Consider the following 26,810-nt stretch of genomic DNA (forward strand, 5'->3'; position numbering starts at 1 on the left):
TGATCGAGTTATCGTGGGTTGGCGCCGCAGTGAGGACTCACATGTTTCTTTTTTGTTTTCAAAGAAGATCGGTAAAATGTGAGTCCGATCTCATTCAGCTTGTCGTGCCCGAGTAGTCTGTTGTTGGGCAACCTTGCCCAGCTGTTGGCGGGAGGGTTTGAGATTGCCGCCAAGATCGGGCCAGGGGAGCCAGTGGTCGGGCACCATAAAGCCGGGCAAGGCGCTGCGGATCCAGGCTGCCAGTTCGGAGTCGGGAACTGGCTCGCCGTGCCAGTCTATAAAGGCGGCGGGGCGTTGCCCCCACTCGTCGCTCGGCACCGGCACCACCAGCGCCTGGGCGACGGCGGGATGATCTACCAGTCGTTGCTCGATGGTTTCTGGCTGGATGTTTTCGCCACCCGAGATAAAGAGGTTATCGAGCCGCCCCTCTACCAGCAGTTCCCCTGCCGCAGTGAACCTCCCCTTGTCGCGGGTATGAAACCAGCCCTCGTCATCGAGGGGTCGTTCCAGCTCGCCATCTCGGTAGTAACCGGCAAACAGGGTGGCGCCGCGCACGCAGATCTCCTGCTCCCTGATGCACACTTCCCGTCCCGGTAGCGGTTTGCCAACTACGCCTGCATCGCCGGGGATAGCGGTGCAGACCTGGCTCCCCATCTCGGAGAGACCATAACTCACCTTGGGTTCGAGCCCCATGGCGCAGAGGCGGCTCACCAGCGGCTGCGGGATGGCGGCGCCACCGAGCAGCAGCTCGCGCAGGCGGGTACGGGTGGGATCAAAGCCCTCTGCCAGCAGGCGCCAGAGTTGGGTAGGCACCAGAGACAAGTGAGTGATGGGTTGGCACTCCAGCCGCTCCTTGAGGGGGCGTTCACGTTGATCCAGTACCAGAGTCGCACCCGCCAGAAAGACCCGAAACAGGATGGCGTAGCCGCCCACATGGAACAGCGGCAGGGAGAGCAGCCAGCCGCAGGCCTCATCGAGGGGGATGAGGGCGGCAGAGCCGCGCGCCGAGGCAAGGTGGTTGCAGAGTCGGTGCACCACCGCTTTCGGCGTACCGCTGGAGCCGGAGGTGAGGATCATATTGTTGAGTTGGGTCGATTCCAGCGGCCACGCTTCCTCTCTTGCTGGCAGTTCGCGCGTGAAGTCGAGCGGCAAGGGCTGCCAGTTGCCTGCCGGGATCTCCCCTGCCGACCAGAAGGCATCGGCATCGAGTTGTACCGCCAGCTCGCGCTGCTTTTCGAGAGGAAAGGCGGGGTTGAGCGGGCAGAACACCACGCCGCTGCGCACGCAGGCCCACGCCAGCAGCACATCTTCCAGCGCACCGCGCACCACTGCAGCCAGATGATCGCCACGGCGCACTCCAGCCTGTTCCAACTGTTGGCACAGGCTGTTGAGGCGGGCATCGAGCTGGCGATAACTGAGGGGCGAGGCTGTGTGGATGGCAATGCGGTTCGGGGCTGTGATTGCCCGGTGGCGTACCGGGCAAGGTGTCTGTTCGGGTGAACGGGAAGGGTCAATCACGGTAATACAGTTGCTCCAGTCGGCTCAGATCCGGTTTGCCATCTTCCCCCAGCAGATTGCCTGCCATCCAGCGGCGGGTATCCAGACCCGGCGCCTGTTCCGGCGCCCATTCGCCCGCCAGATGAAAGAGCTGGTTCAGGCCCAGATCCGATTCGAAGCAGGAGGAGATGATCACCTTGAGCCGCAGTTCACGGGCGCGGGCGATCAGCGCTTCGCAGTTGGCGAGTGAACCGAGCAGGGTAGGCTTGAGCACCAGCGCGCGCAGTTGCGGGATCGGCTCCCACGGCTTGCCTTGTGCCAGCAGTTCGTCCAGCGCCACCGGCATGCCGGTGCGGTTGGCGACAAAGGCGATGTCGGCAAAGTCGGCGCAAGGGTCTTCCAGATACTCGATGCGATTCGGGTCGAGGTGGCCGCAGAAGGTCCACGCCTCCTCGCGAGTCCAGCCCTGGTTGGCATCCAGCACCAGCTTGAGGGAGGGGAGGCGATCGCACAGCAGGCGGATCAGTGCCAGCTCGTCACGCATCGGGTAGCGTGCCACCTTCAGCTTGGCCTTGCCGGGCGTGCGGTGCAGCCACTCTTTCCAGTTGCGCAGCAGCTCCTGGGGGGAGCCTTGAATGAGGGGATAGGGCTCCGGCAGCGGGTTGCGCTGCTCGGGCCATGTCCGGCGTGCGCAGTCGAGGCCAAATTGCACCGACGGCAGCACGGGGTTCGGGGTATCGCCGGCGGCCAGGGCTGCCAGCGCGGCAAGGGCTTCTGCCTCTGCCTGTTGCAGGCTCTCTTTCGAGAAGCCGGGCAGGGGGGCGATTTCCCCCCAGCCGTCATTGATGCGCACCAACAGCCCCTCTCGCGCCACCTCCACCTTGCCGTGAAAGGTCAGGGGCTGGGTAAAAGGCAGTTGATAGCGATACAGGGCGAGTGTCATCAGGGGTTCCGCTTGTATTTGGAGAAGTTGGGGCGACGCTTTTCGTTGAAGGCGTTGCGGCCTTCCTGACCCTCTTCGGTCATGTAGAACAGCATGGTGGCATTGCCCGCCAGCTCCTGCAAGCCCGCCTGACCATCACAGTCAGCGTTGAGAGCCGCTTTCAGGCAACGCAGCGCCATCGGGCTGTTTTGCAGCATTTCACGGCACCAGCGCACGGTTTCGCGCTCCAGTTCCGCCAGCGGCACGACAGTGTTGACCAGACCCATGTCGAGGGCTTGCTGGGCATCGTACATGCGGCAGAGGAACCAGATTTCGCGGGCCTTCTTCTGGCCGACAATGCGAGCCATGTAGGAAGCACCCCAACCGCCATCGAAGGAGCCCACTTTCGGGCCGGTCTGGCCAAACTGGGCGTTGTCGGCGGCGATGGTCAGGTCACACATCATGTGCAGCACGTGGCCGCCACCGACCGCGTAACCGGCCACCATGGCAACCACAGGTTTCGGACAGGTGCGGATGTCGCGCTGGAAGTCGAGCACGTTGAGGTGGTGAGTCCCCTCGTCATCACGGTATCCACCGTAGTCGCCACGGATCTTCTGGTCGCCACCAGCGCAGAAGGCTTTCTCGCCAAAACCGGTCAGGATGATGGTGCCGATCTGATCGTCATAACGGGCATCGGCCAGCGCCTGCAGCATCTCTTTGACGGTGCGGGGGCGGAAGGCGTTGCGCACCTGGGGACGGTTGATGGTGATCTTGGCAATGCCATCGTTGGACTTGTGATAGAGGATGTCCTCGTAACCGGCGGAGCAATCCTGCCACTCAACCGGAGCGTACAGTTCCGCTTCCGTCATTGCTTCAATCATGGTTTTTTCCTTCTGATCTGGGAGAGTGCAGTTGAGCACCGAGTTGAACTCTGAGTTGAGCAATCCTGGCATGTTGAACAGGTGCATACAGTTCAGCTTCCGTCATTGCTTCAATCATGACTCGTCTCTTCTTGTTGGTTGACCCACTCCGCGAGGAGTCGGGCAAAGTTATCAGGCTGATGGGCATGCAGATTATGGCCGCCATCCAGCACCAAGTGGTTGATTCTGCGATCCTGGTTCGCCAGCTGGCAAGCCAGCTGATGGAATTTGTGATCCCGCTTGCCACTCACCCAGGTGACCGGCAGCTGGCTCGCCATGAGCCAGGGGGCGAGATCCGGCTGCTTGCCGAGCGAGGTGGCGCGCAGCATGGTGGCGATGCCCAGGCCGTCGTTGCCAAGGCGGCGGGCGATCTGGCTGGCTCGGGCCGCATCGTCAAGATCTGCAAACACCCCTTGCCGGTACCAGTCTGCCAGCACGTCAGCCAGGGGCTCACGCTCGAAGCGCTGCGCCCACTGTTCATCGTGCTGGATGCGGGCGGCCCGTTCATTGTCTGGTAGCCCCGGGTGGCAGTTCTCCAGTAGCAGCCCCCGCAGTCCGGCTGGCTCGCGGCTGGCGTGATAGAGGGCCAGTCGCCCACCCAGCGAGTAGCCCGCCAGCAGATAGCATTCAATGTTGCGGCTGGTCAGCTCGGCGACCAGCCACTGGTGGCTCTGCTCAAAGTCGCTGACGTTGAGATCGCGATACTGGCCGTGACCCGGCAGATCGAGGGCGATGCAGCGGATGGCGGGCAGCCGGTCGATCACCGGTTGCCAGTCGCCGCTATCCCCCAGCAGGCCGTGCAGCAGCACCAGCGGCACATTGGCATCTTTATTTACCACGGATGGCGGCCCCCAGCGCCTTGAGATCATCGGCCACCTGCTCGCTCGGTACCCGGATCTCGATCAAGGTAACGCCATGTTGGAGGGCGGCGCGGTAATCGCGTTCGAACTCGGGCAGGGTGGTCGGCGCCCGATAGGCGAGGCCAAACATAGCGGCAGCATGTTCAAAGCTGAGGCCGTGGGGCAGCCGGTAGTAGCTCTCCAGCAGCCCCCCTTCGGTGGGCACCGGCAACATACGAAAGATGCTGCCGCCATCGTTGTTAAGCAGGATCACCACCAGCGGTCGGCTCGCCTTGCTGAGCAGGGCGAGGCTATTGAGATCGTGCAGGGCGCTGAGATCCCCAAGCAGCAGGGTGGTGGGCTCATCACTGTCCTGTTCGATTGATTGGGCAAACCCGTAGGCGGTGGCGATCAGGCCATCGATGCCGGAGGCGCCACGGTTGGTCATCACCCGGCTCGGCCCCTTGCCCGTTTCGCCGAGCATATCCATCAGTCGGGCTGGCATGCTGTTGCCGACAAACAGTTGGCCTTCGATCAGGCGGTTGAGGCGATGGCAGACCCCGAGCTCGGAGAAGTGCTCGCAGGCAGCGGCGATCTGCTGGCTGGCGTTGTGTTGCAGCTCGGCCAATGTGTGCCAAGGGGCTTGTGTGGTGACCGGATGGGCCGCAGCAAAGGCGCTGGCACTGCAGAGCAGCCGGTTGCGCAGCCGGTAGTCGGGATCGAGCCGCGCCGGTTGCGGATCCACCAGCCAGTAATCCTGCCATGAATGGTGCTTGATGAACTGGCCGAGCCGCTTGGAGACAAGCCGCGCGCCAAATTGCAGCAGCACCTCGGCGCGGCCGAGCTCGGCGACGAATTCAGGGTCGTTGAGCGCCATATCCATATGGATGAGGTTGCGGCTATCGAAGCGGATCTGGCTCTGCAGATCCGCCAGCAGCGGCCAGCCGAGTTGCTCCGCCAGCGCGACGGCGGTCTGTGCCTGATTCGGGTCGGCAATGCGACCAGCCACAACGATGCCGCGCTGTTGCCGAAAGGTTTCCCACTCCGCCTGAGGTGAGCAGCTCGGCTCGCTTTGCTGCCACGGGCTCCAGGGCTTGCGCGAGCAGAGCCAGTCACCGAGGGGGGCCAGATAGTCGGAGAAATCCTGATAGTGCTCGCCCGGGTAGAGGGGCTCGGGGTACATGCAGTTGAAGTGCACCACCCCGGGAGTGAGCACCTGTTTGGCCAAGGCTTGGTCCACCGAGCTCAGCACAAACGCCGCCGGAATGGTCGGGGTGGGGCTCGGCAGGTTCTGTTGATAGACGGGGTAGTGGCCGAAGATCCCCTGCTGGTCGATCGCCTGATTGGCGCCGTTGTCGATAAGCTCGTGAGGGCGATCGGCGGAGATAATAATCAGCGGCACGCCGGTGAGCTGGGCCTCTGCCACGGCGGGCCAGAGGTTGGCTACCGCAGTACCTGACGTCATGATCACCGCCACCGGCCGGTTGCTTCCCTTGGCCAGCCCCAGCGCCATAAAGCCGAGACCTCGCTCATCAAAGTGCAGGTGACGGCGAAAGCCCTGATGGGCGGCCGCCGCCATGGTCAGCGGCGCGGAGCGGGAGCCGGGGGCCAGCGCGATGTCGCGCACCCCGAGGCGAAAGAGCTCCTCCAGCAAGAGGGAGGACCAGACGTGATTGAAGGTGGCGTGCTGGCTCGAAAACGGGGGGCAGGCAAACTCTTCGCTGGCAGGCTCTTTACGGGTGGGCATAGGGGCTCTCGTAGCGTGAAAAGGGTGAATGACTATCCCAGCAGGGAGAGCACATTGGCGATCTTGTTGTCGAGTTCGGCCCACTCTGCGACAGGCTCGGAACCGGCGACAATGCCGGCACCGGCAAACAGGGTGACGCTGCCCGGCTGAATGCGGGCGCTGCGAATGGCGACCGAGAACTCCGAGGTCTCCCGACTCAGCATGCCGCAGGCACCGGCGTACCAGCCCCGATCGTAGGGCTCGAATTCGCGGATAAAGGCGAGCGCTGCCTCGCGCGGAGCGCCGCCAACCGCCGGCGTCGGGTGGAGGGCGTCGAGCAACTGCCAGTCGCAGACCCCGGGCTTGAGCTCGGCTTCGATATCGCACTTGAGATGTTGCAGCAGCCGCAGTTTGAGAATGCGCGGCTCGGTCAGGGTGGCATCGTGGGTCAGTGGCGCCAGACGGCTGAGGATGTCGGCATGTACCAGCCGGTTCTCCAGCCGGTTCTTGTTGTCGGCCAGCAGCTCGGCAGCCAGTTGGGCATCGGCCTCTTCATCGCCGGAGCGGCGAATGGTGCCCGCCAGTGCCTCGGTAAAGAGGTGGCGATCTTCCCGGCGGTAGAGCCGCTCGGGGGAGCAGGCGATAAAAGCCTGCTCGGGGGAGAATTGAAAACCGAAGTGGAAGCAGTCCTGTGCATGGTGGGCCCACTGGTCGAGCATGGCCCAGGGATTGATATCCGCATCGTGGTTCGGACTGGTCAGCACGCTCTCCCGCGACAGCACCACCTTGGGAGTGTGGGCTTGAAAATCGGAGGCGGTGACGCGCTCTACCAGCGTCTGCCACTGGGCGGCGCCGGGGCAATCCTGTCGCTGCCAGGGCTGCTTTTGCAGGGCGGGCAGCGGGGCTTCCGGGCGCAGGGAATCGAGGGCGGCTTCGGCCGCCTGCAGTTCGGCCTCGAGATTGTCGTCATCCAGCCAGAGGTTGAGGCAGAGACTGACGCACTCGCCACGGCGCACCAGCTCGATGCGGGGTAGCACGAAACGGCAGGGGCCAAACCCTTGCCAGCCGGACTGGGCCGGATCGAACGCCAGTCCGCCATAGTAGCGAGGGCTGTCGTCATGATGCTGGTTGGCTGTGTTAGTGCACACCTGCTTGATGGCGTGCGGCTCGGTCAGTTCATGGATGGCGCCCAGCGCGACATACTCGGGACGAGCCTCTCCACGGGCCTGCCAGTAGATGCGGGGATAGAGGGTTTGCGCCGCGAGCCAGCCCAGAAAGGAGCGGATTTCGATCGCCACTCGCAACCGTACGAAGCCGCTGACGTTGCTGTGACGCAGGGCGTCCAGTTGTTGCTTGATATGGGTCTGAGCCAACATGGATTCTTGTCTGAGCCGGGTAGTAACGAGCGATCCGGTAGCTGGATGCCGTAGGTTTATGCCAAAGGGCGATGATTTCCTATATATTATCTGCCCATTCGTCCATGTAAATCGCCCGCGGGAGCTTCACTCTCCGGGGCCAAGTATACCCAAATCCGGTTCGATAACCCTTAACACGATCAATATCCGATTGTTTGGCCATCACAAAATGACAAATACCTTCTCTGTTTGGTTGCTGGCGGCGCGTTTGCGAACACTGCCGCTCGCCTGCTCTTCCATCCTGCTGGGCTCGGGGCTGGCTGCCAGTCGTGGCGCCTTCGATGGCACCATCATGGCGCTCTCCCTGCTGACCGCCATCTTGCTGCAGATCCTCTCCAATCTGGCCAACGATTACGGCGATGCGGTCTCCGGCGCCGACAACGGCGAGCGGATCGGCCCGCAGCGGGCGGTGGTCTCCGGTCTTATCACCAAAAAGCAGATGTGCGTGGCGATGGGGCTGACTGCGCTGGCGGCGGTGGCCAGTGGCCTGCTGTTGCTGGGCTGTGCCTTCGGCGGCCAGTGGCTGCAGATTTTGGCATTTGTGGTGCTGGGGGGGGCGGCCATTGTCGCGGCGGTGACCTACACCGTCGGCAAGACCCCTTACGGCTATCGCGGGTTTGGCGATATCTCGGTGTTCCTCTTCTTTGGTCTGCTGGGGGTGCTCGGCTCCTACTACCTCTTCACCAAGACGCTGGAGTGGGATCTGCTATTGCCTGCCACCGCCTGTGGCCTGCTGGCAACCGCCGTGCTCAATATCAACAATGTGCGCGACATCGAGACCGATGCCGCCAGCGGCAAGATCACTCTTGCGGTGCGCCTTGGCCGCAACCGCGCCATCGCCTATCACTGGGTACTGCTGGGGGCTGCGTTGCTGGCAACCATCGCCTTTATCCTGATCCAGCCCGCCAGTTTCTGGCCGTGGATCTTCTTGCCCGCCATGAAGCCTCTCAGCGATGCGGCCCGCACCTTGCGCGAAAGCTACGATGGCGAGGTGCTGACCGGTGCCCTCAAGAAGACCGCCATCAGCGCCTTTCTGTTCAGCCTGCTGCTCTCCATCGGGTTGGCGCTCTCCTGACCGCTGGTCGCAGCTCGCCAAGGCGAACAATGAAAAGGGCTCCCGAGATGGGAGCCCTTTTTGGTTTTGGCGGGTTTAGCTGGCTCGAGCCACTTTGAGCGTGCGGCGGGAGAAGAGCAGGGTATCCAGCAGCCAGATGGCAACCATGGAGGCGCCCACCAGTGGGAAGGCGATCCCCAGCAGGATAAGCAGGGTGATGGCACCTCGCATCGGCGGGAGTTTGGCGGGCAGCGGCGGCGCGGCGAGACGCCCTTGCGGGCGGCGGCACCACCAGATCCACAGGCCACTCACGGCGCTGACCTGCACCATCAGGCAGATAAGCAGCATGGCGAGATGATGGGGCCAGCCGTAGAGCTTGCCCATGTGCAGCATGACGCAGCTCTCCACCGTCTTGGCGACCGGGCCGTAATCCTGCCAGCGCACATCGGTCAGCACCTTGCCGCTGTATTGATCGATATGCAGGGTGGCGTCGTTGCGCGGATCGTCGGCAAACAGGGCGATGGTGTAGACGCCTGTGGCGCCGACCGGCGGGGTGATGCTGTAACCCGGTTGGACTCTCCGCTCATGGGCGATCTCGACCACCTGTTGCAGCGGGATCCGCTGGCTGGCTATCACCACTCCCTCGTGCTCGCCGTGGTTCATGGCGCCGTGATCGTGCCCCTCATCAACCGGCTGCGAGCTGGGCATGGGGGTGTTCTCCACCGCCCAGGGAACGGTCTGCTCATGGGCCTGATTCAGGGTGCGGGCCAGCTGTGCCGATTTGGGCACCTCGTTCCACATGGCGGCGGGGAAGCGGTTCCAGACCGCGGCGAACTGATCGCCCCAGAAGCCGGTCCAGGTCATGCCGCTCAACAGCAATAGCAGCAGGAAACCCGCGCCCCAGAAGCCGACCACGGCGTGCAGATCCCGCCACCAGAGGCGTCCGCGCTGGTTCACTCTGGGCCAGAGGATGCCGCCCACCCCGGGCCCCTTGCGTGGCCACCAGAGGTACAGGCCGCTCAGCAGCAGTACCAGCCCCCAGCCTGCCGCCAGTTCGATCAGCCGATCCCCCGTGGTGCCGAGCAGCAGGTCGGCGTGCAGGGAGCGAGCCACCGCTTGCAGATTCCACTTGTTGTCCATGGTGCCGAGCAGGGCGCCGCTGGCGGGATCCATAAACAGAGTCAGCTCCTGTTCACCCCGATTGACGATGAACTGGGCGCTCTGATCGGGTGCGACAGGCGGCAGGTATTTACGCAGGCTGGCATCGGGCATGGTCATCATCGCCTTGGCCAGCAGCTGGTCGGCACTCAGGGTCTGGCTGGCTGGGGTGACCTTCATCAGCTTGGGGTACATCAGGTTGTCGAGCTGGGGTTTGAACAGATAGACGATCCCGGTCAGTGACAGCAGGATCAGGAAAGGGGCGACAAAGAGACCTGCGTAGAAGTGCCAGCGCCAGATCCGTTGGTAATGACTCGAGTCCCTGTTTTTCATTGCACATCCTTGTTGGGGTGCCAAACCTTTCGGCAGGTGGAATGTTTGTGGCGGCGCGGATAATAGCAGTAACGTTTCGTTAACTGCAATCACACATCTTGAGATCGGTTCGGTGCGGGATGTCGGTAACATGAGGTGCCAACGGTTTGCCGGATAGGATGAGCACGCTTTGGGAAAAGCCTGTTTGCTGCTGGACTTTTCCTTATAAATTATTACCTTGTGGTAACAATTTGCAGGCGATGGTGGTGGTAACGGAATGGGAGCAGTCATGCAGCCACATGGGCAATTTGACATGGAGCGCAGGGGTCAGATGCTGATCTGCCGCCCGAGTGGCCCCTTCAATCTGGCTGGTGCCATGGCCTATGAGGCGCGCTTTCGTCACGAACTGGCCGGTCTGATGGATGGCCCCTGGGGGATTGTCGAGGTCGCGACCGAGTTTGAAGCGGCCGGGCCCGAGGTGCTGGCCCGTTTTCGTCGCCAGTTTGGTTGGTGTGCCGAGAGTGGCTGTCAGTTTCTGGCGGTGGTTTTCGTAGGGGGCTTCAAGCGCTATCTGGCGGATAACATCTTCAAGGGATTGCCCTTTCGGGCGGTACGTTACTTCGAGCAAGAGGCAGCGGCCATCCAGTGGCTGGGAGAGCAGCTCAACACCGCTCCCTGTGAACCTGCGAGCGCTTGACCACCCGTATCCTGACTGGCCTTGGCTCAATCCAGCTTGATAAACCACTTGTCCCGTTCGTCGACGCAGTCGGGTTCACCCATTTCGAATTCGCGGCAGATCAGCGGTCGCACCTCGTAGATACGGCACATCATGGTGTTGCGGTCGAGGGCGGCGCACCAGCCATCGTCCAGCCGGCGCATGACCGGTATCTCGCCATCCCGTTCCAGTACATAACGGTCCGGCACGCCGGTATCGGTAAAGAGCATCACTTCGAGGCGGCAGCAGCAGGCTTCGCAGTTCTGGCAGCTCACATCGGTTTGGATTGCTTGGGTCATGGTGCCTGTCTTGCCGCATGGCGGCATCGGAGATATGAAACAGGCGCCTGTCAGGCGCCTGTGGTCTGGCTAACGGCTTGCAAAAAACCTTAGCCCAGTTTGCGGGCGCGGTAGCTGCGACCCTTGATCTTGCCTTCCTGCAACCGCTTGAGGGCGGCGCTCGCCACGCTGCGCTTCACGGCGACGTAGGAGTACTGCTCGGAGATCTGGATCTTGCCCACGTCGGCGCCGGCAATGCCGCCTTCACCGGTCAGGGCACCCAAAATGTCACCTGCCCGCACCTTGGTCTTGCGGCCTGCATCGATGGAGAGGGTCACCATCTGCGGGGCGATCGGCTTGATATCGCGGCCGATGCTGTCGAGATCACCCAGCGGCATCGGAGCCTGCTGGTACTCTTCGATGAAGTTGACGCGCTGGGCCTCGTTCGGCTGATAGAGGCTCAGGGCCAGACCCTGCTGGCCGGCACGACCGGTACGACCGATGCGGTGCACGTGCACTTCCGGATCATAGGTCAGCTCGTAGTTGATGACGGCGCCCAGCTCCTTGATGTCGAGACCGCGGGCCGCTACATCGGTGGCCACCAGAATAGTGGCGCTGCCGTTGGCAAAGCGTACCAGCACCTGATCCCGCTCGCGCTGTTCCAGATCGCCGTTCAGCGCTAGCGCCGAGAAGCCCTTGGCGGCCAGATGGTCGGCCACGTCGTTACAGGCGCGCTTGGTGTTGCAGAACACCACGCAGGAGCTTGGCTGGTAGTGGCTCAGCAACCAGGTGAGGGCGTCGAGGCGCTGACCGGCAGGCACTTCGTAGAGCTTCTGTTCGATGGCGCTCCCCTCGTGCAGGGACTCCACGCTCACCTCGACCGGATTGCGCTGCACGCCGCGGCTCATCTGGGCGATCCCTTCCGGATAGGTCGCGGAGAAGAGCAGGGTCTGACGCTGCTGGGGGGCATAGCTGATGACCCGGTTGATATCTTCGCCAAAGCCCATGTCCAGCATGCGATCCGCTTCATCCAGCACCAGCGTCTTGAGGCCGGATAGCTCCAGCGTGCCCTGCTCCAGATGCTTGAGAATACGACCCGGGGTGCCGACGGCAATGTGTGCACCAAAGCTCAGGGTGGCGGACTGCGGTGCGGTCGGGGTGCCGCCGCACAGGGTGACCAGCTTGACGTTGGGCAGGGCGCGCGCCAGACGACGGATCTCGGTGGCCACCTGATCCGCCAGTTCGCGGGTCGGGCAGAGCACCAGCGCCTGCACTTCCAGGCGGTTGACGTTGAGCTTGGCCAGCAGGCCGAGGCCGAAGGCGGCGGTCTTGCCGCTGCCGGTTTTTGCCTTGGCGATCAGGTCTTTGCCATCGAGCACCAGGGGCAGGCTCTGGGCCTGGATCGGGGTCATCTGCAGGTAACCCAGGCTGGTGAGGTTCTCTTGCAGGGCGGGGGAGAGATTGAGGCTGCTAAATTCGCTGTTGTTCACAAAAGGACTCTATTTCGGAGAAAACGGGGATGCGCGAGCGCTAAGGCCGCGCATCATACCAGAATGTGGCGCCGGATGTGGCGGATTTTTGAACGGCTGGCCACGAGGGGCCATGAAAGGTTCATTTGTTGCCAAACAGATCGCGGACGATCACCGACATAGCAATAAGGACTATTTTTCAAACACTCATCTAATTATTTATTGCGGATAAACGTTTTCTATTTTCAGTGTTTTAATATAATGGCTGGAAAATATTCTGCGATCAGTTACTGCGCCACAAGGAATGTTGCGAAAATGCTGATTAAATATTTTCAAAGAATATGAAAACGGCGCCTCTATTACTCAACATTATGTTTTAAAAGGATTTATGTTATCTGTGTTGCGCGATTAATATCAGTTCATTGCACAATTAATTTAAAAACGTTTGTATTATCCTGCCTCCATAATATTGCGCGGGATTGTGATGGCTATCTGATTTTTAAATGTGCAAATGTCTATGATGGCGCCGGTCAAAAATTACAATTTACTCAGGTGCTACAGGTATGGAATACGTTCACTTTGTGCTCGGACTGGTGATGGTCCTCGCTCTCTCTCTGCTGGCTAACCGCCACAACTGGAAACAGATCAAACTGCGTTATATCGGTCAACTGCTAGTGGTCGAACTGGCGCTGGCCTGGTTCATGCTGAACTCCGAAGTGGGTCTGGCGGTGGTGGGTGGCTTCGCGGCCGGCTTCACCAAGTTGATGGAGTTTGCCAAACAGGGTACCGACTTCGTGTTCGGTGGTCTGGTCAACGAAGGGGCCTTCTCCTTCTTCCTGATGGTGCTGATGCCCATCGTCTTCATCTCCGTGCTGATCGGTATTCTGCAGTACATCCGCCTGCTGCCGCTGGTGATCCGCGGTATCGGTACCGTGCTGGCCAAGATCAACGGCATGGGCAAGCTGGAATCTTTCAACGCCATCAGCTCGATGATCGTTGGTCAGTCCGAGAACTTCATTGCCCTCAAGAACATCCTGCCGCACCTGAACGAGAAGCAGATGTACACCCTGGCTGCGACGGCCATGTCTACCGTCTCCATGTCCATCGTCGGTGCCTACATGCAGCTGATCGAGCCGCGCTACGTGGTTGCCGCGCTGGTGCTCAACATGTTCAGTACCTTCGTCGTGCTCTCTCTGATCAACCCCTACGAGCCGGATAACTCCGTGACCGACATCAAGGCCATTGCCGAAGGTGACGAGCACCACACCCCGAAGAAAGAGAACTTCTTCGAGATGCTGGGCGAGTACATCATGGCCGGTTTCACCGTTGCCGTGATCGTGGGTGCCATGCTGGTGGGCTTTATCGCCCTGATCGCCCTGATCAACTACCTGTTCGAGATGGCATTTGGCGTGAACTTCCAGTTCGTCATGGGCTACCTCTTCTACCCGATCGCCTGGATCCTGGGTATCCCGAGTGGTGAAGCGCTGCAAGCGGGCTCCATCATGGCGACCAAGCTGGTGACCAACGAGTTCGTGGCGATGATGGATCTGGGCAAGGTGGCTGCCGAGCTCTCTCCGCGCACCGTCGGCATCCTCTCCATCTTCATGGTCTCCTTCGCCAACTTCAGCTCCATCGGCATCATCGCCGGTGCGGTAAAAGCGCTGAACGAAGATAAGGGCAACATGGTTTCCCGCTTCGGCCTGAAGCTGGTCTACGGTTCTACCCTGGTCAGCCTTCTCTCTGCCGTTATCGCTGGCATCATGCTCTGATCCTCTAGTGGTTCGCACCACTGCTTGGGCCCCTGACCTCGTCAGGGGCTTTTTTGTTTCTGGCTTACAGCTGCCAGCCGCACCACCAGCCGGCAACCAGCAGGGTGAGGGTACAAAAGCCGGTTTCGATGGCGCCGCCACTGCGCAGCGGCCAGCCCGGCAGGCGGTAACGGCGTTTGATGGGCCAGAAGAGCGGAATGCCCGCCGGGGTGAGCCAGTCCCCCAGCAGATGGCTGAGGTAGCCGACGATAAGTGCATCCTTGACCCCCATGGGCAGGGTGTCCGGCGGCAGGCTCTGGTTCAGCCCCCAGACAGCGGCGGCGACCGCCAGCAGACTGTGGGTGAAGCCGCGATGGCCGAACAGCCGCGACAGAGGTTTCGAGATCCACGGCAGGCGCTGCCCCAGCACCGATTTGGGGTGGTCGAGGTCGGGCAACAGGGCGCTGGCCAGCGCGGCAGGGATGGTCTGCCACAGGCTGGCATCGGCCAGCGCCGGAGTGAGCTGCAGTTTATGGGCGATCAGGGTGCAGGTAACGGAGAAGAGCAGGTGCCCTTGGGCGGTCATGATGATTACGGCGTGGACAAGATGGCGGCGCATCTTACCAGTCTGACGGTTGTGGTCAGCTCTTATTTTAAAAATCAGGATGTTACGACGAAAAAGCGCCCAAATTGGGCGCCTTTATAGCCTATTTACAACTTGCCTTTGACCAGCCACTTGTCGAGGGCGTTGGCGAAGCGCTGTTTGTCGGCGGCATTGAAGGGGGCCGGGCCGCCGGTCTGCACGCCAGCCGAGCGCAGCTCTTCCATAAAGTTGCGCATGCCGAGCCGCGCCTTGATGGTCTCGCGGGTGTAGATCTCGCCACGGGGGTTGAGCGCCTCGCCACCGGCATCGATCACCCAGGAGGCGAGAGGGATGTCGCCGGTGATCACCAGATCGCCGGGCTGAACCTGCTGGGCGATGACATGATCTGCCACATCGAATCCCTTCTCCACCTGCTGGGTTTTGATGAAAGGCGAGGGGGGCACCCGCAATCCCTGATTGGCCACCAGGGTGGTGACGACCTGGGCGCGGTGGGCGGCGCGGTAGAGGATCTCCTTGACCGGAATGGGGCAGGCATCGGCATCAACCCAGATGGGCATGGCATGGTTTCCTGTAGTGAAAGCGGATGGAAAACGAGAGCGTGCATGTTAACACAGGCCTCCCCTTCCCGGCGTGGGGCTGAGTCGGCCCCGCCTTTGGTGTAAGCTGGGGCCAGCATATGAAACGAGAAGGAGACGAGATGGATCGGGTGCCCGGTGAAGTGATTTATGCCCTGACTCTGGATGGCAAGGGTGGCATGGCGCCGCTGACGGCGGGAAGCGAAGTCCCGACGGCACATCCCGGCTGGCTGCATCTGGATTACGGCAATCCCGATTCGGCGCGCTGGCTGTTGCAGACACCCTTGCTCAGCGAGGCTGCCAGGGAGTCGCTGCTCGGCCAGAGCAATCGTCCCAAGCTGGTGCGGATGGGGGAGACGGTGCTGCTGATCCTGCGCGGCATCAACCACAACAAGGATCACAGGCCCGAAGAGATGGTGGCGCTGCGCATCTTCATCACCCCGGATCTCATCATCAGCAGCCGTCGTCGTCCGCTGCTCTCCGAGCAGGATGTCTTCAACCAGCTCAAGCTGGGGGGCGGCGCCGATACCCCGGCCGACTGGCTGGTGGAGATTTGCGATGCCCTGACCGATCGGGCGGGGGAGTTTGTCGAGGAACTGCACGACAAGATCCTCGATCTGGAGGAGATGGTGCTGATGCGCGACATGCCCGCCAATGGCCGGCTGGCGCTGATCCGCAAGCAGCTCATTATGATCCGCCGCTACCTCTCGCCGCAGCGGGATCTGGTGGCGCGCCTTGCCAACGAGAAGATCAGCTGGCTGGATGAGGATGATCGCCGTCGTCTGCTCGATATCGCCGATCGGCTGCGGCGCTGGCTCGACGACCTCGATGCGGGAGTGGCACGTACCGCCGTGCTGGCGGACGAGATCAACAATCTGATGGCGGAGGCGACCAATCGCCGCGCCTACCAGATGTCAGTGATGGCACTGCTCTTTTTACCTGCCAGCTTCCTGACCGGTCTGTTTGGCATCAACCTCGGCGGTATCCCCGGGGCCGAGAATCCGACTGCCTTCTGGGTCTTCTGTGGTTCGCTGGTGGCGCTGGCAAGCGGGCTGGCTATCTGGCTCAAACATCGGCGCTGGTGGTAAGGAGGCATAACCCATGTGGCAATCAATTGGCCTGACCCTGCTGCTGTTGCTGGGTCATACCCTGATCCGGCGGCTTATTCACAAGAGCCTGCTGGCGCTCGGTCAGAGCAGGCAAGTGAGCGAGAACCGGGTGCTCTACGTGGCCCATGTGTTCCACTTCCTGCTCGGCTGCGCCACCTTGCTGGTGCTGGCCGGGGTGTGGGGGCTCGACTTCTCCCGACTGGTGGTGCTCGCGTCCTCCTTCTTTGCGGTATTGGGGGTCGCCATGGTGGCCCAGTGGTCGATCCTCTCCAACATCACCGCCAGCATCACCATCTTCTTCGCCTTCCCCTACAAGATTGGCGACCGGATCCGTATCCTCGACAAGGATGACTCGGTCACCGGCGTCATCACCGAGATTGGCCTCTTCTATGTGCGGGTGCGTGATGACAACGGCGATTTGGTCACCTATCCGGCCAACCTGATCCTGCAAAAGCCGGTCAGAAAGCTGGAGGGCAAGGTGGCGGAACCGCTGCAACCGGAATAGAAAGCAACCGGAATAACAAAAGGCTCCCTCGGGAGCCTTTTTACTGTGCGGTGGGTGGCGCTAGCGTTCGAAGAAGCGGTAGAGGTGCTCCACTTGAACCGGGCAGTCGGCCACCTGATGCAGATGTTCGCGGGCCTGCTCGACGGTGCCGAAACTGACCGGGCAGCCGAGGGTGTCGGTCAGCTCGTAGAGGGCGCCATCCTTGCCTCTGAATTCGATGAGCCAGCCGGGAATGGCCACATCGTGGAGTATTTCGGCCTCGTGCAGGATCTGTTGCTGATAGAGCTTACGAAGTTCACTGACTGTCATGATGCTCTCCTGTGGGGAATATCCAGCTCCAGTCTATGCCTGCCCTTTATGTGCGGCAACAGTGGTGCGGCAACGGGATCATCCCCGCAGGACCTCCCATGCCCAGCGGATGCGGACAAAAGTCTCGGCATTGCCGCCCCGATCCGGATGGTGTTGCAGTGCCAGCTCCCGCCAGCGGCGGCGGATCGCCTCCTGACTCGCCCCCTCATTCAACTCGAACAGGGCCAGCGCCTCGGCTTTGTGTCCCTCTCCGTCATAAGCGCACCAGAAGCGGTTGAGCAGGGCCTCCACTTCGGCACGATCGGTCTGCCAGAACACCTGCCAGTCGAGATAGTAGCTACGCAGATTTTCGCCAAGGGCAAAGCCGTGGCTAGCCTCCGAGCTCCCGACCAGTGGTTCGAGCCGGATATCCAGGGTGCTGATCACCAGCCACCAACCCTCTTCATAAAGCTCGGCCTGCAGCTGGTAGAGGGCGTTCATGATCAGGAAGTTGACCCGAAACAGCTGCAACTGCTCGTCGTCGGTCAGCCGGGGGATCGCTCCCTGCTGGCGCAGAGCGGCCATCAGCTCATGCACCTTGTAGCTGCCCGCCGCCTGCTGCAGCAGCACCAGCAGAGGGGCGATCAGCGGATTGTTGTTGGCTTCGTTCATTCGGCGCCCTGCTCTCTGGGTGGCTGCAGGGCGATCAGCAGCTCACCCGCCTGCGGAGTGACGGGGCCGGTAACGATCTGGGGCTTGCCCTTGCCATCCATGATGAAGAGCGGGATGGCGCCGGGATTGGCGGTCTGATACTGGGCCCAGTCGAACGCCTCGCTCAGGCGGGTCGCCTTGATCTGGCCACCCCGGCTCAGCAGGCCGCTCAGCCGGGCATAGTTGATGTCGGGGCCGAACAGGTTCTGGCGAGCGCGAAAGGTGGCACTCTCCCGGTTGGCCTTGCCGTGTTGCTCGCTGGATCGCAGGGAGTAGACCTGCTCCTCGCCGTAGAGGTGGGCAAAGTGCAGCACCCCGAGGGCGTTGTTGTGGCGGTTGGGGGAGAGCGCCAGCACGGTACTGATGCTGGTGAGCGGCAGGTGCAGCTCGGCATGTTCTGACTGGGGGTTGCCGAAGTAGCAGGGGAGGTTGCTCATCCGCGCCTGTTTGCAGAACTCCCAGGCGGGATCGCAGAGTTGCACCGGCACCCCCTGATCCGCCAGCGCCTTGCCAATGGCCCGCGCCACCGAGTTGGCCCCTATGATGAGCCAGGTGTTGGGGGCGCTCTGGCGCATCTTGAGCAGGCTGGCCAGCGGTGCCGAGGTGAGGCTCTGCAACACCACGGTGGAGATGATCACCGCAAACACCAGTGGCACCAGCTTGTCGGCATCGGGGATCTCGGCCTGATGCAGGCTGATGGCAAACGAGGCGCTGACCGCTGCCGCGACTATGCCGCGCGGGGCGATCCAGCTTAGCAGGGCGCGAGCTCGCCAGGAGAGATCCGAGCCCCAGGTCGAGACCAGAATACAGAGCGGGCGCGCCACGAATTGCACCACGCAGAGCAGCGCCAGCACCATGGGGCCGAGCTGCCAGAGCTGTGCCAGATCTAGGCGGGCCGCCAGCAGGATAAACAGGCTGGAGATAAGGATGACCGCGAGATCCTCCTTGAACGCCAGCACCTCCTCCAGATCCAGCCCCTCCTGATTGGCGAGCCAGATGCCGAACACGGTCACCGCCAGCAGGCCCGACTCGTGGCTCAGCCAGTTGGAGAGGCTGAAGGTGACCAGCACAAGCGCCAGCACCCCGAACTTGTGCAGGCTGACCGGTAGCCAGTCCTTGCGAATGAGCAGGGTAGTGAGCCAGCCTGCCGCCACCCCGATCAGGGAACCAACCAGCACTGTCTTGCCCAGCGCCAGCAGGGTATGGCTGATGAGATCCCCCTGACTGCCGAGGCGCACCGCCTCGAACACCAGCACCGCAAACAGGGCGCCGATAGGGTCGATGACGATCCCCTCCCAGCGCAGGATGCGGTCCACCTCCCGGGTGGGGCGGATCACGTTGAGCATGGGGGCGATCACCGTCGGGCCCGTTACCACCAGTACCGCGCCGAGCATGGTGGCGACCCGCCAGTCCAGCCCCAGCAGGAAGTAACCGGCGCTGCCGATGACGGCGAAACTGACCAGCATGCCGGTGGAGCAGAGATTGCGCACCACCTTGCCGATCCCCTTGAGCTCGGCCAGATGGAGGGTCAGTGCCCCCTCGAACAGGATGATGGCCACCGACAGGGAGACCAGCGGAAACAGCAGATCCCCGAGCAGGGCATCGGGGTCGAGCAGGCCGCTGACCGGGCCCAGAGTCAGGCCGGTGAGCAGCAGAAACAGGATGGCGGGTACCCGCAGCGACCAGGCAAGCCATTGGGCCAGCACGGAGACTAGGGCGATCCCGGCCAGAGAGAGGGCAATCATGCAGACCTCGATTCAGGCAGTGAGTATGGAGCTAGTGTAGTGGCTAAGTTGGTCAGATTGACACCTGAAGGAGCGTGCATCATGGCCGGGATGGGGAGATGTGCGACTGTCGGCGTCATGGTGGCTGGCGGTGGTGTGAAGGGCGCCAGCCAGAAGCCAACCGTGGTGACGGGTTGGCCTTGGGGCCGGATTAGATGGGGCTCTCCTTGTGGAGCTCGCCGACACAGTCGGCCAGCGCCAGTACCAGTGCGGAGCGCACCATCTGATCGAGCCGGTTGAGCTGCATCTGGTAGAAGGCCCAATCCTCTTCGCTGGCGGGGGGCTCCAGCTTCATCATGCCGCCCTGATTGACCCCGTGCAGGCGGTCGAGCAGGTCGCGGATCGGCTTGTCGCTGAAGCGGTAATCCTTGGGGTCTCGCACCAGAAAGTCGCGGATCTTGATATAGGCTTCGATATCCTGATAGCGCTCGAGTGAGATGAGGCCGAGGGCGAAGATGAGCTTGAGGCGCACCTCCAGCTGGCCGAGGGGGCCGCTCTGGTTGAGCAGGGGTTCGATGGCGTATTTGACGGCATACTCCTCCTGACGGAACGCGCGTCGCATCAGGGAGTCGACCGCCTCTTCCAGGATGGTCACGGCTTCGAGAAAGAAGCCGCGGGGGCCATCCTGCTCGTTCAGTCGTTCCAGTACTTCATCTTCCTGGTGTGTGGTCATAGGTGCATTGGGTCCAGCTGACAGGGAGAGAGTGGGCCTCTCTCCCGGTTTTTATCATATGGGGCACATTCCCTTGCCATTCAAGCGCTTGGTGCGCTATCAGTGGTGGCTAAATGCGCCGCAAGCAGGGTCATTACAGGGTTTCGTAACGGGCGACGATGGCGCGAACCACCTCGCTCTCTTCATCCAGTCCGGTGACGCGGGCCAGCGCTTTGGCCGGGCCCAGCTCCGCGAGCAGGGCTTGCAACTCCACCGCCTGCGGGTCATCGGCATTGCGATAGTGGAGCGCCGCGGCGATCCCCTCCTGCAGCTGCTCGTTGGGCAGGCCGTACTCCAGGGTGCCCAGCAGCGGCTTCACCAGTCGATCTCCCGCCGCCAGCTTGCGCAGCGGCTGACGACCGACCCGGTCAATCTCGTCCACCAGATAGGGGTTGGCGAAGCGGGCCAGGATCTTCTCGATGTAGGCGGCGTGCAGACGCGGGTCGAAGCCGTAGCGTTTTACCAGCACGGCACCGCTCTCCTCCATGGCGCGGCGCACCTTGCTGCGGATCACCGGATCTTCGATCGCCTCGCGCACGGTGCGGTAGCCCCGCAGTTTGCCGAGATAGGCGGTGACGATGTGGCCGGTGTTGAGGGTGAACAGCTTGCGCTCGACGAAGGCCATCAGGTTGTCGGTGGGCTCCATGCCCGCTACCTGTGGCAGCTCCCCCTTGAACTGGGTCTGGTCGACGATCCACTCGCTGAAGCTCTCGACCGTCACTTCCAGCGGGTCATCGTTGGCCGCCGCGGCGGGCGGCACGATGCGATCCACCGCCGAGTCGACGAAGCCGATACAGGATTCGAGCGTGGCATGATACGCGACCGGCAGGTACTTGAGTACCTCCCGCTTGAGGTGGCTGGTGCCGCGCACCATGTTTTCACAGGCGATGACGTTCAGCGGTGTCAGGTTGCCGGCATCGAAGCGAGCTTGCAGCCCCTTGGCCAGAGTGTTGGCAATCTTGTCCAGAATGTTGGGGCCCACTGCCGTGGTGACCAGATCTGCGGTGATGATGCGGGCGATCACCTCGTGACCGGCGGAGCTCACCGCTGCCACGTTGCGCACCACATCCAGCTTCTGATCCGCTCCCACCACATGGACCTTGTACTCCTGACGGTGGTTGAGCTGGTCGATCAGGGTGTTGTTGACGTCGGCGAAGGTGACCTGATGACTGGCATCCGCCAGCACTTTTCCGATAAAGCCACGACCGATGTTACCAGCACCAAAATGCAATGTTTTCATGATATTAACCTCTTGAACCAAAGACGATGAAAGATGATTACGCAGCCTGTTCGGCACCCAGCAGATCCAGGAAGGCCTGGGGATCCGTGGTGCTGGCCAGCCGGTCGATGAGACCGGGTTCATCCAGTGCATTGGTCAGGCGGGTTATCACCTGCATGTGTTCGTCGTTGCGGGCGGCGATGCCGATCACCAGCCGCGCTACCTCATCGGCAGCCTCGCCAAAGGCGACCCCGGCCGGGTACTGGCAGATGACGATGCCGGTACGCTTCACAAACTCCTTGGCGGCGATGGTGCCGTGAGGCACGGCGATGGATTCGCCGAGGTAGGTGGAGACCAGCTGTTCACGCTCCAGCATGGCGTTGACGTAGTCGGGCGCCACGTAGCCGCGCTCTGCCAGCAGTCGGCCTGCGGTCAGGATGGCGGCCTCCTTGTTGTCGGCTTTCAGTCCCAGATGCACGTCATGACGGCTCAGGGTAAAGACTTCGGCGGCCTGCGGCTCGTAGCTGTCGTCGTTGGCCGCTACCAGCAGTTGCGGGTTGGCGACGTCATCGTTGGCGGCGCGGCTCAGGCTCTGTACCAGCTCCTGATAGAGGCCGTTGTCGAGGAAGTTGGTCAGGGAAATATGGTGAGCGTTCGGCGCATGGCGACGGGCCCGCTCGGTCAAATCCTTGTGGGTGATGACCCAGTCCACCTGATCGTCGAGCTGATCGATGGCGCGGTTGGTGACGCTGATATCGAGCCCTGCGGCTTGCACCCGCTTGCGCAGCATGCCGGCGCCCATGGCGCTGGAGCCCATGCCCGCATCGCAGGCGACCACGATATTGCGTACCGCCATCAGTTCGCCGCCCGGTTTTTTGGCCGCTGCGGTTTCGGGCTTGCCGCCCTTCATGGCTTTCATCTTGCGAGTGGCTTCACCGAGGGCATCGGCCTCGTCAGCTTCCGGCTGCTGGGCGCGGACGAACACGGCGGCAACCAGGAAAGAGACCAGAGTAGCGCTGATGATGGAGAGGGCGACCCCGATCAGGGAGGCTTTCGGCGTCATCAACAGCACGGCGAAGATGGAGCCCGGCGACGCGGGGGAGACCAGACCTGCATTGAACAGGGTCAGGGTAAAGACCCCGGTCATGCCACCGGCGATCACCGCCAGAATGAGGCGCGGGTTCATCAGCACATACGGGAAGTAGATCTCGTGGATGCCGCCGAAGAAGTGAATGATGGAGGCGCCAGCCGCGGACTGCTTGGCCGCACCACGGCCGAACACCATGTAAGCCAGCAGCACACCCATGCCCGGGCCCGGGTTCGCTTCAATCAGGAAGAAGATGGAGCTGCCGTGCTCGGTCGCCTGCTGGATCCCCAGTGGCGAGAAGATGCCGTGGTTGATGGCGTTGTTGAGGAACAGGATCTTGGCCGGTTCGACGAAGATGGAGGTGAGCGGCAGCATGTGGTTATCCACCAGGAAGCCGACACCACCGGCCAGCAGGCCGGAGAGCACCTTGACGAAGGGGCCAATCACGAAGAAGGCGAGGATCGCCAGCAGCATGCCGATAAGGCCAGCGGAGAAGTTGTTGACCAGCATCTCGAAGCCGCTCTTGACGCGACCGTCCATCGCCTTGTCGAAGCGCTTGATGGCCCAGCCACCGAGCGGGCCGACCATCATGGCACCCATGAACATGGGGATATCGGTGCCCACGATGACACCCATGGTGGTGATGGCACCAACCACGCCGCCGCGCTCACCGCCCATCAGCTTGCCGCCGGTGTAGCCAATCAGCAGCGGTAGCAGGTAGGTGATCATGGGGCCGACCAGCTTGGCCAAGGTTTCATTGGGCAGCCAGCCGGTGGGGATGAAGAGGGCGGTGATAAAGCCCCAGGCGATAAAGGCGCCTATGTTGGGCATGACCATATTGGACAGGAAGCGTCCAAAATTCTGTATCTTGACTTTGGTATCCGGTGATAACATGTCGGGACCCCGTTTTAAGCCTGTTTGATTAAAAGTGGTAGTCGGGATGGCCGGTTTTGCCGAACCGCCATCCCGGTCGTCTAAGCAACTTCAATCTACCAGCTTGCGATCAAATTAGGCTGAAAACGGGGTGTCTTGTGATCCAGCTCTCAGATACCCAGCGATACCCCCTCCATAACCAGTGACCCACATCACATTCCCATGCTGTAATTCGGCTACATTTCGATCTTTTCTGTTTTGCATGGTCATTTTTTGTGACTCAAATCACTAAAGTTGTTTTGTGGTTCTCTTGTTGAATGGTGACTTTCGTCACAAATTCAATTTTTGTATTCGAATGGGACAAATCACTCAATTACTCATCAGTGGGTAGTGGCGATGGATCTATCGAAATACTCCATTGCTTACCAATGAATCAATAAATTTGTAACCCGCTTTCAGTTTTTACGGTTGGTGATGAGGGTTCTTTTGCGGCTGATTGATGGGAATGGGCGCCAACATGCAGGATGCTATCGAGCGGCAGTGTTCGGGGCGCTTGTTTGCCGCGCAGGGTTGATAGCAGATAAAAACAAACCGCCAGCAGGCGGTTTGTCAGTTTTTGCGATCTGGCCCCTGTCGAGGCTGCGGTTTAGTAGAAACCGGCATCCTCGGGGGAGGGGCGGGTCTTGAAGCGGCGGTGGAGCCACATGTACTGCTCCGGCGCCTTGCGTACGGCGGCTTCAATCTCGCGGTTGGCGCGGGCGGCATCAACCATGTCATCCCCGCTGGGGTAGTCGGCAAGGGGCGCGCCGATATGCAGGGTGTAACCCTCGCTGGTGCGGATGTTGTAGCAGGGCAGGGTGACGGTGTTCTTCACCCGCGCCAAGGTGGCGGTGCCGGTGATGGTGGCGGCCTGCTCTACCGCGAAGTAGGGCACGAACACGCTGGCGTGGGAGCCATAGTCGTGATCCGGCGCGTACCAGAGGGCGTCACCGTTGCGCAGCGCCTTGATCATCCCCTTCACGTCCATCCGGTCTACCAGATATTTGTTGGAGGCGCAGCGACCGTGGTACTGGGCATACTCCAATACCGGGTTGGTGTTGGGGCGATAGACCCCGACCCCGGGGCGTACCAGCCCGAAACAGCGGGCGTTGAGTTCCAGCGTCAGGAAGTGGCAGGAGAGCAGCAGCATGCCCTGACCTTTTTCCATGGCGGCGATGACGTGCTCTTCCCCTTCCACCTTCATCAGGTTGCGCATCCGCCAGTCTGGCCAGAACCAGGCGATCCCCACCTCGAACACGGCGCAGCCCACGCTCTCGAAGTTGGCCTTAAGCAGTTTCTCCCGCTCATCCCGGGTCAGCTCGGGCATCGCCAGCTCCAGATTGCGACGGGCAATCTTGACCCGGGACTTCAATATCCTGGCGGCGAGACGACCGAGCTGACGGCCCAGCCACATCTGGCTACGCCACGGCAGCAGGGTCAGCAGCCAGAGCAGGCCTAAGCCGAACCAGCTGGCCCAGTAACGGGGATGAAACAGGCGGGGCTCCAGGCGGGGAGCGTTGTCATGGGCCATGGCTAATCTCTTGTTCGCAAACACAATCGGGGGATTCTAGCCGAAAAGGGGGGGCGGGGGCGAATGGCTGTGTGCTGGTCAGAGGGGTAGCCTGCGTCCGGTTAGCGTGACAGCGGCGGCAACTGCGGTCGGCTTTTTCTACACCGGATAAAAGAGTGTGATAAAATCGCCCGCTGATTTTTCAGGTTTTGAGAGTCGATACAGATGAAGATCACCCTGCCCGAGTTTGAAAAAGCCCGCGTTCTGGTCGTTGGCGATGTCATGTTGGACCGTTATTGGCATGGCCCCACCGGCCGGATCTCGCCCGAGGCACCGGTGCCCGTGGTCAAGGTTGAACACATTGAGGAGCGTCCGGGCGGTGCCGCCAACGTTGCCCTCAACTCCGCCGCCCTTGGCGCTCATGCCGTGCTGCTTGGCCTGACCGGTCAGGATGAAGCGGCCGATGCGCTGGCTGGCCAGATGGCTGGCGTCAAGGTGGCCTGTGACTTCGTTCGTCTGGCCGACTTCCCGACCATCACCAAGCTGCGCGTGCTGTCCCGCAACCAGCAGCTGCTGCGTCTGGACTTTGAAGAGCCCTTCCACTCCGTCGATGCCACCCTGCTGATGAGCAAGGTCGAGCAGGCACTGCCAAACAGTGACGTGATGATCCTCTCCGACTACGGCAAGGGTGCTCTCAACGATGTGCCCGGCATGATCCAGCGTGCCCGCGCCGCCAGCATTCCGGTGCTGGTCGATCCCAAGGGAACCGACTTCGAGAAGTACCGCGGTGCCACTCTGCTGACCCCCAACATGTCCGAGTTCGAGGCTGTAGTGGGCAAGGTGAAGAGCGAAGAGGAGCTGGTCGCCAAGGGGTTGGAGCTGGTCAAACGCTTCGAGCTGGATGCTCTGCTGGTCACCCGTTCCGAGAACGGCATGACCCTGATCCGCGAAGGCCAGCCGGAGCTGCATCTGCCGGCTCAGGCTCACGAGGTTTACGATGTGACCGGTGCCGGTGATACCGTCATCTCGACCCTCGCCACCTCGCTGGCCGCTGGCAAGAGCCTGGATGAAGCCTGTGCGCTGGCCAATACCGCTGCCGGTATCGTGGTCGGCAAGCTGGGTACCTCTACCGTTAGCCCGGTCGAGCTGGCCAACGCCCTCTATACCGAGCAGGAGACCGGCTTCGGCGTCATGTCCGAAGCCCAGCTGAAAGTGGCGGTTCGTGCCGCCCGTCTGCGTGGCGAGAAGGTGGTGATGACCAACGGCTGCTTCGACATCCTGCACGCCGGCCATGTCTCCTATCTGGCCAATGCGGGCAAGCTGGGGGATCGCCTGATCGTGGCGGTCAACACCGACGAGTCGGTTCGCCGTCTGAAAGGGCCGGGTCGTCCGGTCAACCCGACCGAGCGCCGCATGGCCGTACTGGCTGCGCTGGGCGCGGTGGACTGGGTAGTGCCGTTTGGTGAAGATACCCCGCAGCGCCTGATCGCCGAGATCCTGCCGGATCTGCTGGTCAAGGGCGGCGACTACAAGCCGGAAGATATCGCCGGTTACGCCGAAGTGACTGCCAATGGCGGTGAGGTGCGCGTTCTCAACTTCGAGGATGGCTGCTCCACCACCGACATCATCAAGACGATCCGCGAGCGCGGCTAACGTTCTGCTGGCCCCGCAATCTGGCGGGGCTCATTATCGGCGGTAGCAAGCCGACAGAAATACGGATAACAAAAAGGCGACCTTGCGG

At 61.7% G+C, this 26,810-nt stretch carries 24 protein-coding genes; 6 read left to right on the top strand and 18 right to left on the bottom strand.

Annotation, left to right across the window (positions count from 1 at the left end; all coding sequences use genetic code 11):
* Positions 1 to 90: 90 nt before the first annotated feature.
* The 6 genes from menE to ACTG20_RS04470 all read right to left on the bottom strand — a co-directional run bounded on the left by menE (position 91) and on the right by ACTG20_RS04470 (position 7,280).
* Positions 91 to 1,518, bottom strand: coding sequence for an o-succinylbenzoate--CoA ligase (gene menE, locus ACTG20_RS04445; RefSeq protein WP_439987481.1), 1,428 nt, complete (start codon positions 1,516 to 1,518; stop codon positions 91 to 93).
* A complete protein-coding gene (menC, locus tag ACTG20_RS04450; protein ID WP_216950106.1) occupies positions 1,511 to 2,440 on the bottom strand; it encodes an o-succinylbenzoate synthase in 930 nt (309 codons plus the stop codon). Before menC ends, menE begins: the two co-directional genes overlap by 8 nt.
* Complete coding sequence (gene menB / locus ACTG20_RS04455; RefSeq protein WP_439987482.1) at positions 2,440 to 3,300, bottom strand: 1,4-dihydroxy-2-naphthoyl-CoA synthase; 861 nt, start codon at positions 3,298 to 3,300, stop codon at positions 2,440 to 2,442. The genes menC and menB overlap by 1 nt, the downstream gene beginning before the upstream one ends.
* Positions 3,301 to 3,410: 110 nt before the next feature.
* Positions 3,411 to 4,208, bottom strand: a complete 798-nt coding sequence (gene menH, locus ACTG20_RS04460) for a 2-succinyl-6-hydroxy-2,4-cyclohexadiene-1-carboxylate synthase (RefSeq protein WP_194495067.1) — start codon at positions 4,206 to 4,208, stop codon at positions 3,411 to 3,413.
* Complete coding sequence (gene menD / locus ACTG20_RS04465; RefSeq protein WP_194495065.1) at positions 4,168 to 5,925, bottom strand: 2-succinyl-5-enolpyruvyl-6-hydroxy-3-cyclohexene-1-carboxylic-acid synthase; 1,758 nt, start codon at positions 5,923 to 5,925, stop codon at positions 4,168 to 4,170. The genes menH and menD overlap by 41 nt, the downstream gene beginning before the upstream one ends.
* 32 nt (positions 5,926 to 5,957) lie before the next feature.
* Positions 5,958 to 7,280 (bottom strand): isochorismate synthase, encoded by a 1,323-nt coding sequence (locus tag ACTG20_RS04470; RefSeq protein WP_194495063.1) that lies wholly within the window; start codon positions 7,278 to 7,280, stop codon positions 5,958 to 5,960.
* Positions 7,281 to 7,488: 208 nt separating this feature from the next.
* Between ACTG20_RS04470 and ACTG20_RS04475 the strand changes: the two genes are divergently transcribed.
* Positions 7,489 to 8,394, top strand: coding sequence for a 1,4-dihydroxy-2-naphthoate polyprenyltransferase (locus tag ACTG20_RS04475; RefSeq protein ID WP_026034945.1), 906 nt, complete (start codon positions 7,489 to 7,491; stop codon positions 8,392 to 8,394).
* A gap of 75 nt (positions 8,395 to 8,469) precedes the next feature.
* Here the strand turns inward: ACTG20_RS04475 and ACTG20_RS04480 are convergent, their stop codons facing one another.
* Positions 8,470 to 9,864, bottom strand: a complete 1,395-nt coding sequence (locus tag ACTG20_RS04480; RefSeq protein WP_439987484.1) for a PepSY-associated TM helix domain-containing protein — start codon at positions 9,862 to 9,864, stop codon at positions 8,470 to 8,472.
* 268 nt (positions 9,865 to 10,132) lie between these two features.
* On the opposite strand from ACTG20_RS04480, the gene ACTG20_RS04485 reads away from it, so the two are divergent.
* Positions 10,133 to 10,540, top strand: coding sequence for a hypothetical protein (locus ACTG20_RS04485; protein WP_005335923.1), 408 nt, complete (start codon positions 10,133 to 10,135; stop codon positions 10,538 to 10,540).
* Positions 10,541 to 10,566: 26 nt separating this feature from the next.
* On the opposite strand, the gene ACTG20_RS04490 is transcribed toward ACTG20_RS04485, so the two are convergent.
* Both ACTG20_RS04490 and dbpA read right to left on the bottom strand, forming a co-directional pair.
* The gene (locus ACTG20_RS04490) at positions 10,567 to 10,857 is read right to left on the bottom strand and encodes a YkgJ family cysteine cluster protein (RefSeq protein WP_005341481.1); all 291 of its coding nucleotides are present in this window, start codon (positions 10,855 to 10,857) and stop codon (positions 10,567 to 10,569) included.
* Positions 10,858 to 10,946: 89 nt separating this feature from the next.
* Positions 10,947 to 12,326 (bottom strand): ATP-dependent RNA helicase DbpA, encoded by a 1,380-nt coding sequence (gene dbpA / locus ACTG20_RS04495; protein ID WP_042053613.1) that lies wholly within the window; start codon positions 12,324 to 12,326, stop codon positions 10,947 to 10,949.
* 542 nt (positions 12,327 to 12,868) lie between these two features.
* Between dbpA and ACTG20_RS04500 the strand changes: the two genes are divergently transcribed.
* Complete coding sequence (locus tag ACTG20_RS04500; RefSeq protein WP_194495059.1) at positions 12,869 to 14,074, top strand: NupC/NupG family nucleoside CNT transporter; 1,206 nt, start codon at positions 12,869 to 12,871, stop codon at positions 14,072 to 14,074.
* A gap of 64 nt (positions 14,075 to 14,138) precedes the next feature.
* Here the strand turns inward: ACTG20_RS04500 and ACTG20_RS04505 are convergent, their stop codons facing one another.
* Both ACTG20_RS04505 and ACTG20_RS04510 read right to left on the bottom strand, forming a co-directional pair.
* Positions 14,139 to 14,639, bottom strand: a complete 501-nt coding sequence (locus ACTG20_RS04505) for a metal-dependent hydrolase (RefSeq protein WP_139440972.1) — start codon at positions 14,637 to 14,639, stop codon at positions 14,139 to 14,141.
* A gap of 125 nt (positions 14,640 to 14,764) precedes the next feature.
* Positions 14,765 to 15,214 carry a YaiI/YqxD family protein gene (locus tag ACTG20_RS04510; protein WP_005335916.1) on the bottom strand — a complete coding sequence of 150 codons (450 nt, stop codon included), beginning with the start codon at positions 15,212 to 15,214 and terminating at the stop codon, positions 14,765 to 14,767.
* A 140-nt stretch (positions 15,215 to 15,354) separates the two neighbouring features.
* Between ACTG20_RS04510 and zntB the strand changes: the two genes are divergently transcribed.
* Positions 15,355 to 16,320: a zinc transporter ZntB gene (gene zntB / locus ACTG20_RS04515; RefSeq protein WP_162628416.1), complete on the top strand. Its 966-nt coding sequence runs from the start codon at positions 15,355 to 15,357 to the stop codon at positions 16,318 to 16,320.
* Positions 16,321 to 16,333: 13 nt separating this feature from the next.
* Positions 16,334 to 16,846 carry a mechanosensitive ion channel domain-containing protein gene (locus ACTG20_RS04520; protein WP_005354921.1) on the top strand — a complete coding sequence of 171 codons (513 nt, stop codon included), beginning with the start codon at positions 16,334 to 16,336 and terminating at the stop codon, positions 16,844 to 16,846.
* 60 nt (positions 16,847 to 16,906) lie between these two features.
* On the opposite strand, the gene ACTG20_RS04525 is transcribed toward ACTG20_RS04520, so the two are convergent.
* The 7 genes from ACTG20_RS04525 to lpxL form a co-directional block, all read right to left on the bottom strand.
* Complete coding sequence (locus ACTG20_RS04525; RefSeq protein ID WP_069526933.1) at positions 16,907 to 17,155, bottom strand: hypothetical protein; 249 nt, start codon at positions 17,153 to 17,155, stop codon at positions 16,907 to 16,909.
* A 78-nt stretch (positions 17,156 to 17,233) separates the two neighbouring features.
* On the bottom strand, positions 17,234 to 17,806 hold the full coding sequence (locus ACTG20_RS04530; protein ID WP_123172308.1) for a DNA-J related domain-containing protein: 573 nt from the start codon (positions 17,804 to 17,806) through the stop codon (positions 17,234 to 17,236).
* Positions 17,803 to 19,590 carry a cation:proton antiporter gene (locus ACTG20_RS04535; RefSeq protein WP_110303612.1) on the bottom strand — a complete coding sequence of 596 codons (1,788 nt, stop codon included), beginning with the start codon at positions 19,588 to 19,590 and terminating at the stop codon, positions 17,803 to 17,805. The genes ACTG20_RS04530 and ACTG20_RS04535 overlap by 4 nt, the downstream gene beginning before the upstream one ends.
* 190 nt (positions 19,591 to 19,780) lie before the next feature.
* Positions 19,781 to 20,302 (bottom strand): MltR family transcriptional regulator, encoded by a 522-nt coding sequence (locus ACTG20_RS04540; RefSeq protein ID WP_005335907.1) that lies wholly within the window; start codon positions 20,300 to 20,302, stop codon positions 19,781 to 19,783.
* 133 nt (positions 20,303 to 20,435) lie between these two features.
* Complete coding sequence (locus tag ACTG20_RS04545; RefSeq protein ID WP_194495058.1) at positions 20,436 to 21,581, bottom strand: mannitol-1-phosphate 5-dehydrogenase; 1,146 nt, start codon at positions 21,579 to 21,581, stop codon at positions 20,436 to 20,438.
* A gap of 37 nt (positions 21,582 to 21,618) precedes the next feature.
* Positions 21,619 to 23,541: a PTS mannitol transporter subunit IICBA gene (locus tag ACTG20_RS04550; protein ID WP_076493337.1), complete on the bottom strand. Its 1,923-nt coding sequence runs from the start codon at positions 23,539 to 23,541 to the stop codon at positions 21,619 to 21,621.
* A 625-nt stretch (positions 23,542 to 24,166) separates the two neighbouring features.
* Positions 24,167 to 25,090 (bottom strand): LpxL/LpxP family Kdo(2)-lipid IV(A) lauroyl/palmitoleoyl acyltransferase, encoded by a 924-nt coding sequence (gene lpxL, locus ACTG20_RS04555; protein WP_021231687.1) that lies wholly within the window; start codon positions 25,088 to 25,090, stop codon positions 24,167 to 24,169.
* A gap of 204 nt (positions 25,091 to 25,294) precedes the next feature.
* Between lpxL and hldE the strand changes: the two genes are divergently transcribed.
* Entirely contained in the window at positions 25,295 to 26,722 is a 1,428-nt protein-coding gene (gene hldE / locus ACTG20_RS04560) for a bifunctional D-glycero-beta-D-manno-heptose-7-phosphate kinase/D-glycero-beta-D-manno-heptose 1-phosphate adenylyltransferase HldE (RefSeq protein ID WP_194495056.1), read from the top strand.
* The last annotated feature ends 88 nt before the right edge of the window (positions 26,723 to 26,810 follow it).

It is taken from the genome of Aeromonas sp. 84A (assembly GCF_051919345.1).
GTDB classification, from domain to species: Bacteria; Pseudomonadota; Gammaproteobacteria; order Enterobacterales; family Aeromonadaceae; genus Aeromonas; species Aeromonas veronii.

Coding starts and splice junctions, on each gene's coding strand:
- ACTG20_RS04480 (WP_439987484.1), bottom strand. CDS start 9,864: ATGAAAAACAGGGACTCGAGTCATTACCAACGGATCTGGCGCTGGCAC.
- menH (WP_194495067.1), bottom strand. CDS start 4,208: ATGATCTCAAGGCGCTGGGGGCCGCCATCCGTGGTAAATAAAGATGCC.
- ACTG20_RS04475 (WP_026034945.1), top strand. CDS start 7,489: ATGACAAATACCTTCTCTGTTTGGTTGCTGGCGGCGCGTTTGCGAACA.
- menD (WP_194495065.1), bottom strand. CDS start 5,925: ATGCCCACCCGTAAAGAGCCTGCCAGCGAAGAGTTTGCCTGCCCCCCG.
- zntB (WP_162628416.1), top strand. CDS start 15,355: ATGGATCGGGTGCCCGGTGAAGTGATTTATGCCCTGACTCTGGATGGC.
- ACTG20_RS04505 (WP_139440972.1), bottom strand. CDS start 14,639: ATGACCGCCCAAGGGCACCTGCTCTTCTCCGTTACCTGCACCCTGATC.
- lpxL (WP_021231687.1), bottom strand. CDS start 25,090: ATGGCCCATGACAACGCTCCCCGCCTGGAGCCCCGCCTGTTTCATCCC.
- ACTG20_RS04470 (WP_194495063.1), bottom strand. CDS start 7,280: ATGTTGGCTCAGACCCATATCAAGCAACAACTGGACGCCCTGCGTCAC.
- ACTG20_RS04510 (WP_005335916.1), bottom strand. CDS start 15,214: ATGCCCATCTGGGTTGATGCCGATGCCTGCCCCATTCCGGTCAAGGAG.
- ACTG20_RS04550 (WP_076493337.1), bottom strand. CDS start 23,541: ATGTTATCACCGGATACCAAAGTCAAGATACAGAATTTTGGACGCTTC.
- ACTG20_RS04525 (WP_069526933.1), bottom strand. CDS start 17,155: ATGACAGTCAGTGAACTTCGTAAGCTCTATCAGCAACAGATCCTGCAC.
- hldE (WP_194495056.1), top strand. CDS start 25,295: ATGAAGATCACCCTGCCCGAGTTTGAAAAAGCCCGCGTTCTGGTCGTT.
- ACTG20_RS04485 (WP_005335923.1), top strand. CDS start 10,133: ATGCAGCCACATGGGCAATTTGACATGGAGCGCAGGGGTCAGATGCTG.
- menC (WP_216950106.1), bottom strand. CDS start 2,440: ATGACACTCGCCCTGTATCGCTATCAACTGCCTTTTACCCAGCCCCTG.
- menB (WP_439987482.1), bottom strand. CDS start 3,300: ATGATTGAAGCAATGACGGAAGCGGAACTGTACGCTCCGGTTGAGTGG.
- ACTG20_RS04545 (WP_194495058.1), bottom strand. CDS start 21,581: ATGAAAACATTGCATTTTGGTGCTGGTAACATCGGTCGTGGCTTTATC.
- ACTG20_RS04500 (WP_194495059.1), top strand. CDS start 12,869: ATGGAATACGTTCACTTTGTGCTCGGACTGGTGATGGTCCTCGCTCTC.
- ACTG20_RS04490 (WP_005341481.1), bottom strand. CDS start 10,857: ATGACCCAAGCAATCCAAACCGATGTGAGCTGCCAGAACTGCGAAGCC.
- ACTG20_RS04535 (WP_110303612.1), bottom strand. CDS start 19,590: ATGATTGCCCTCTCTCTGGCCGGGATCGCCCTAGTCTCCGTGCTGGCC.
- ACTG20_RS04520 (WP_005354921.1), top strand. CDS start 16,334: ATGTGGCAATCAATTGGCCTGACCCTGCTGCTGTTGCTGGGTCATACC.
- ACTG20_RS04540 (WP_005335907.1), bottom strand. CDS start 20,302: ATGACCACACACCAGGAAGATGAAGTACTGGAACGACTGAACGAGCAG.
- ACTG20_RS04530 (WP_123172308.1), bottom strand. CDS start 17,806: ATGAACGAAGCCAACAACAATCCGCTGATCGCCCCTCTGCTGGTGCTG.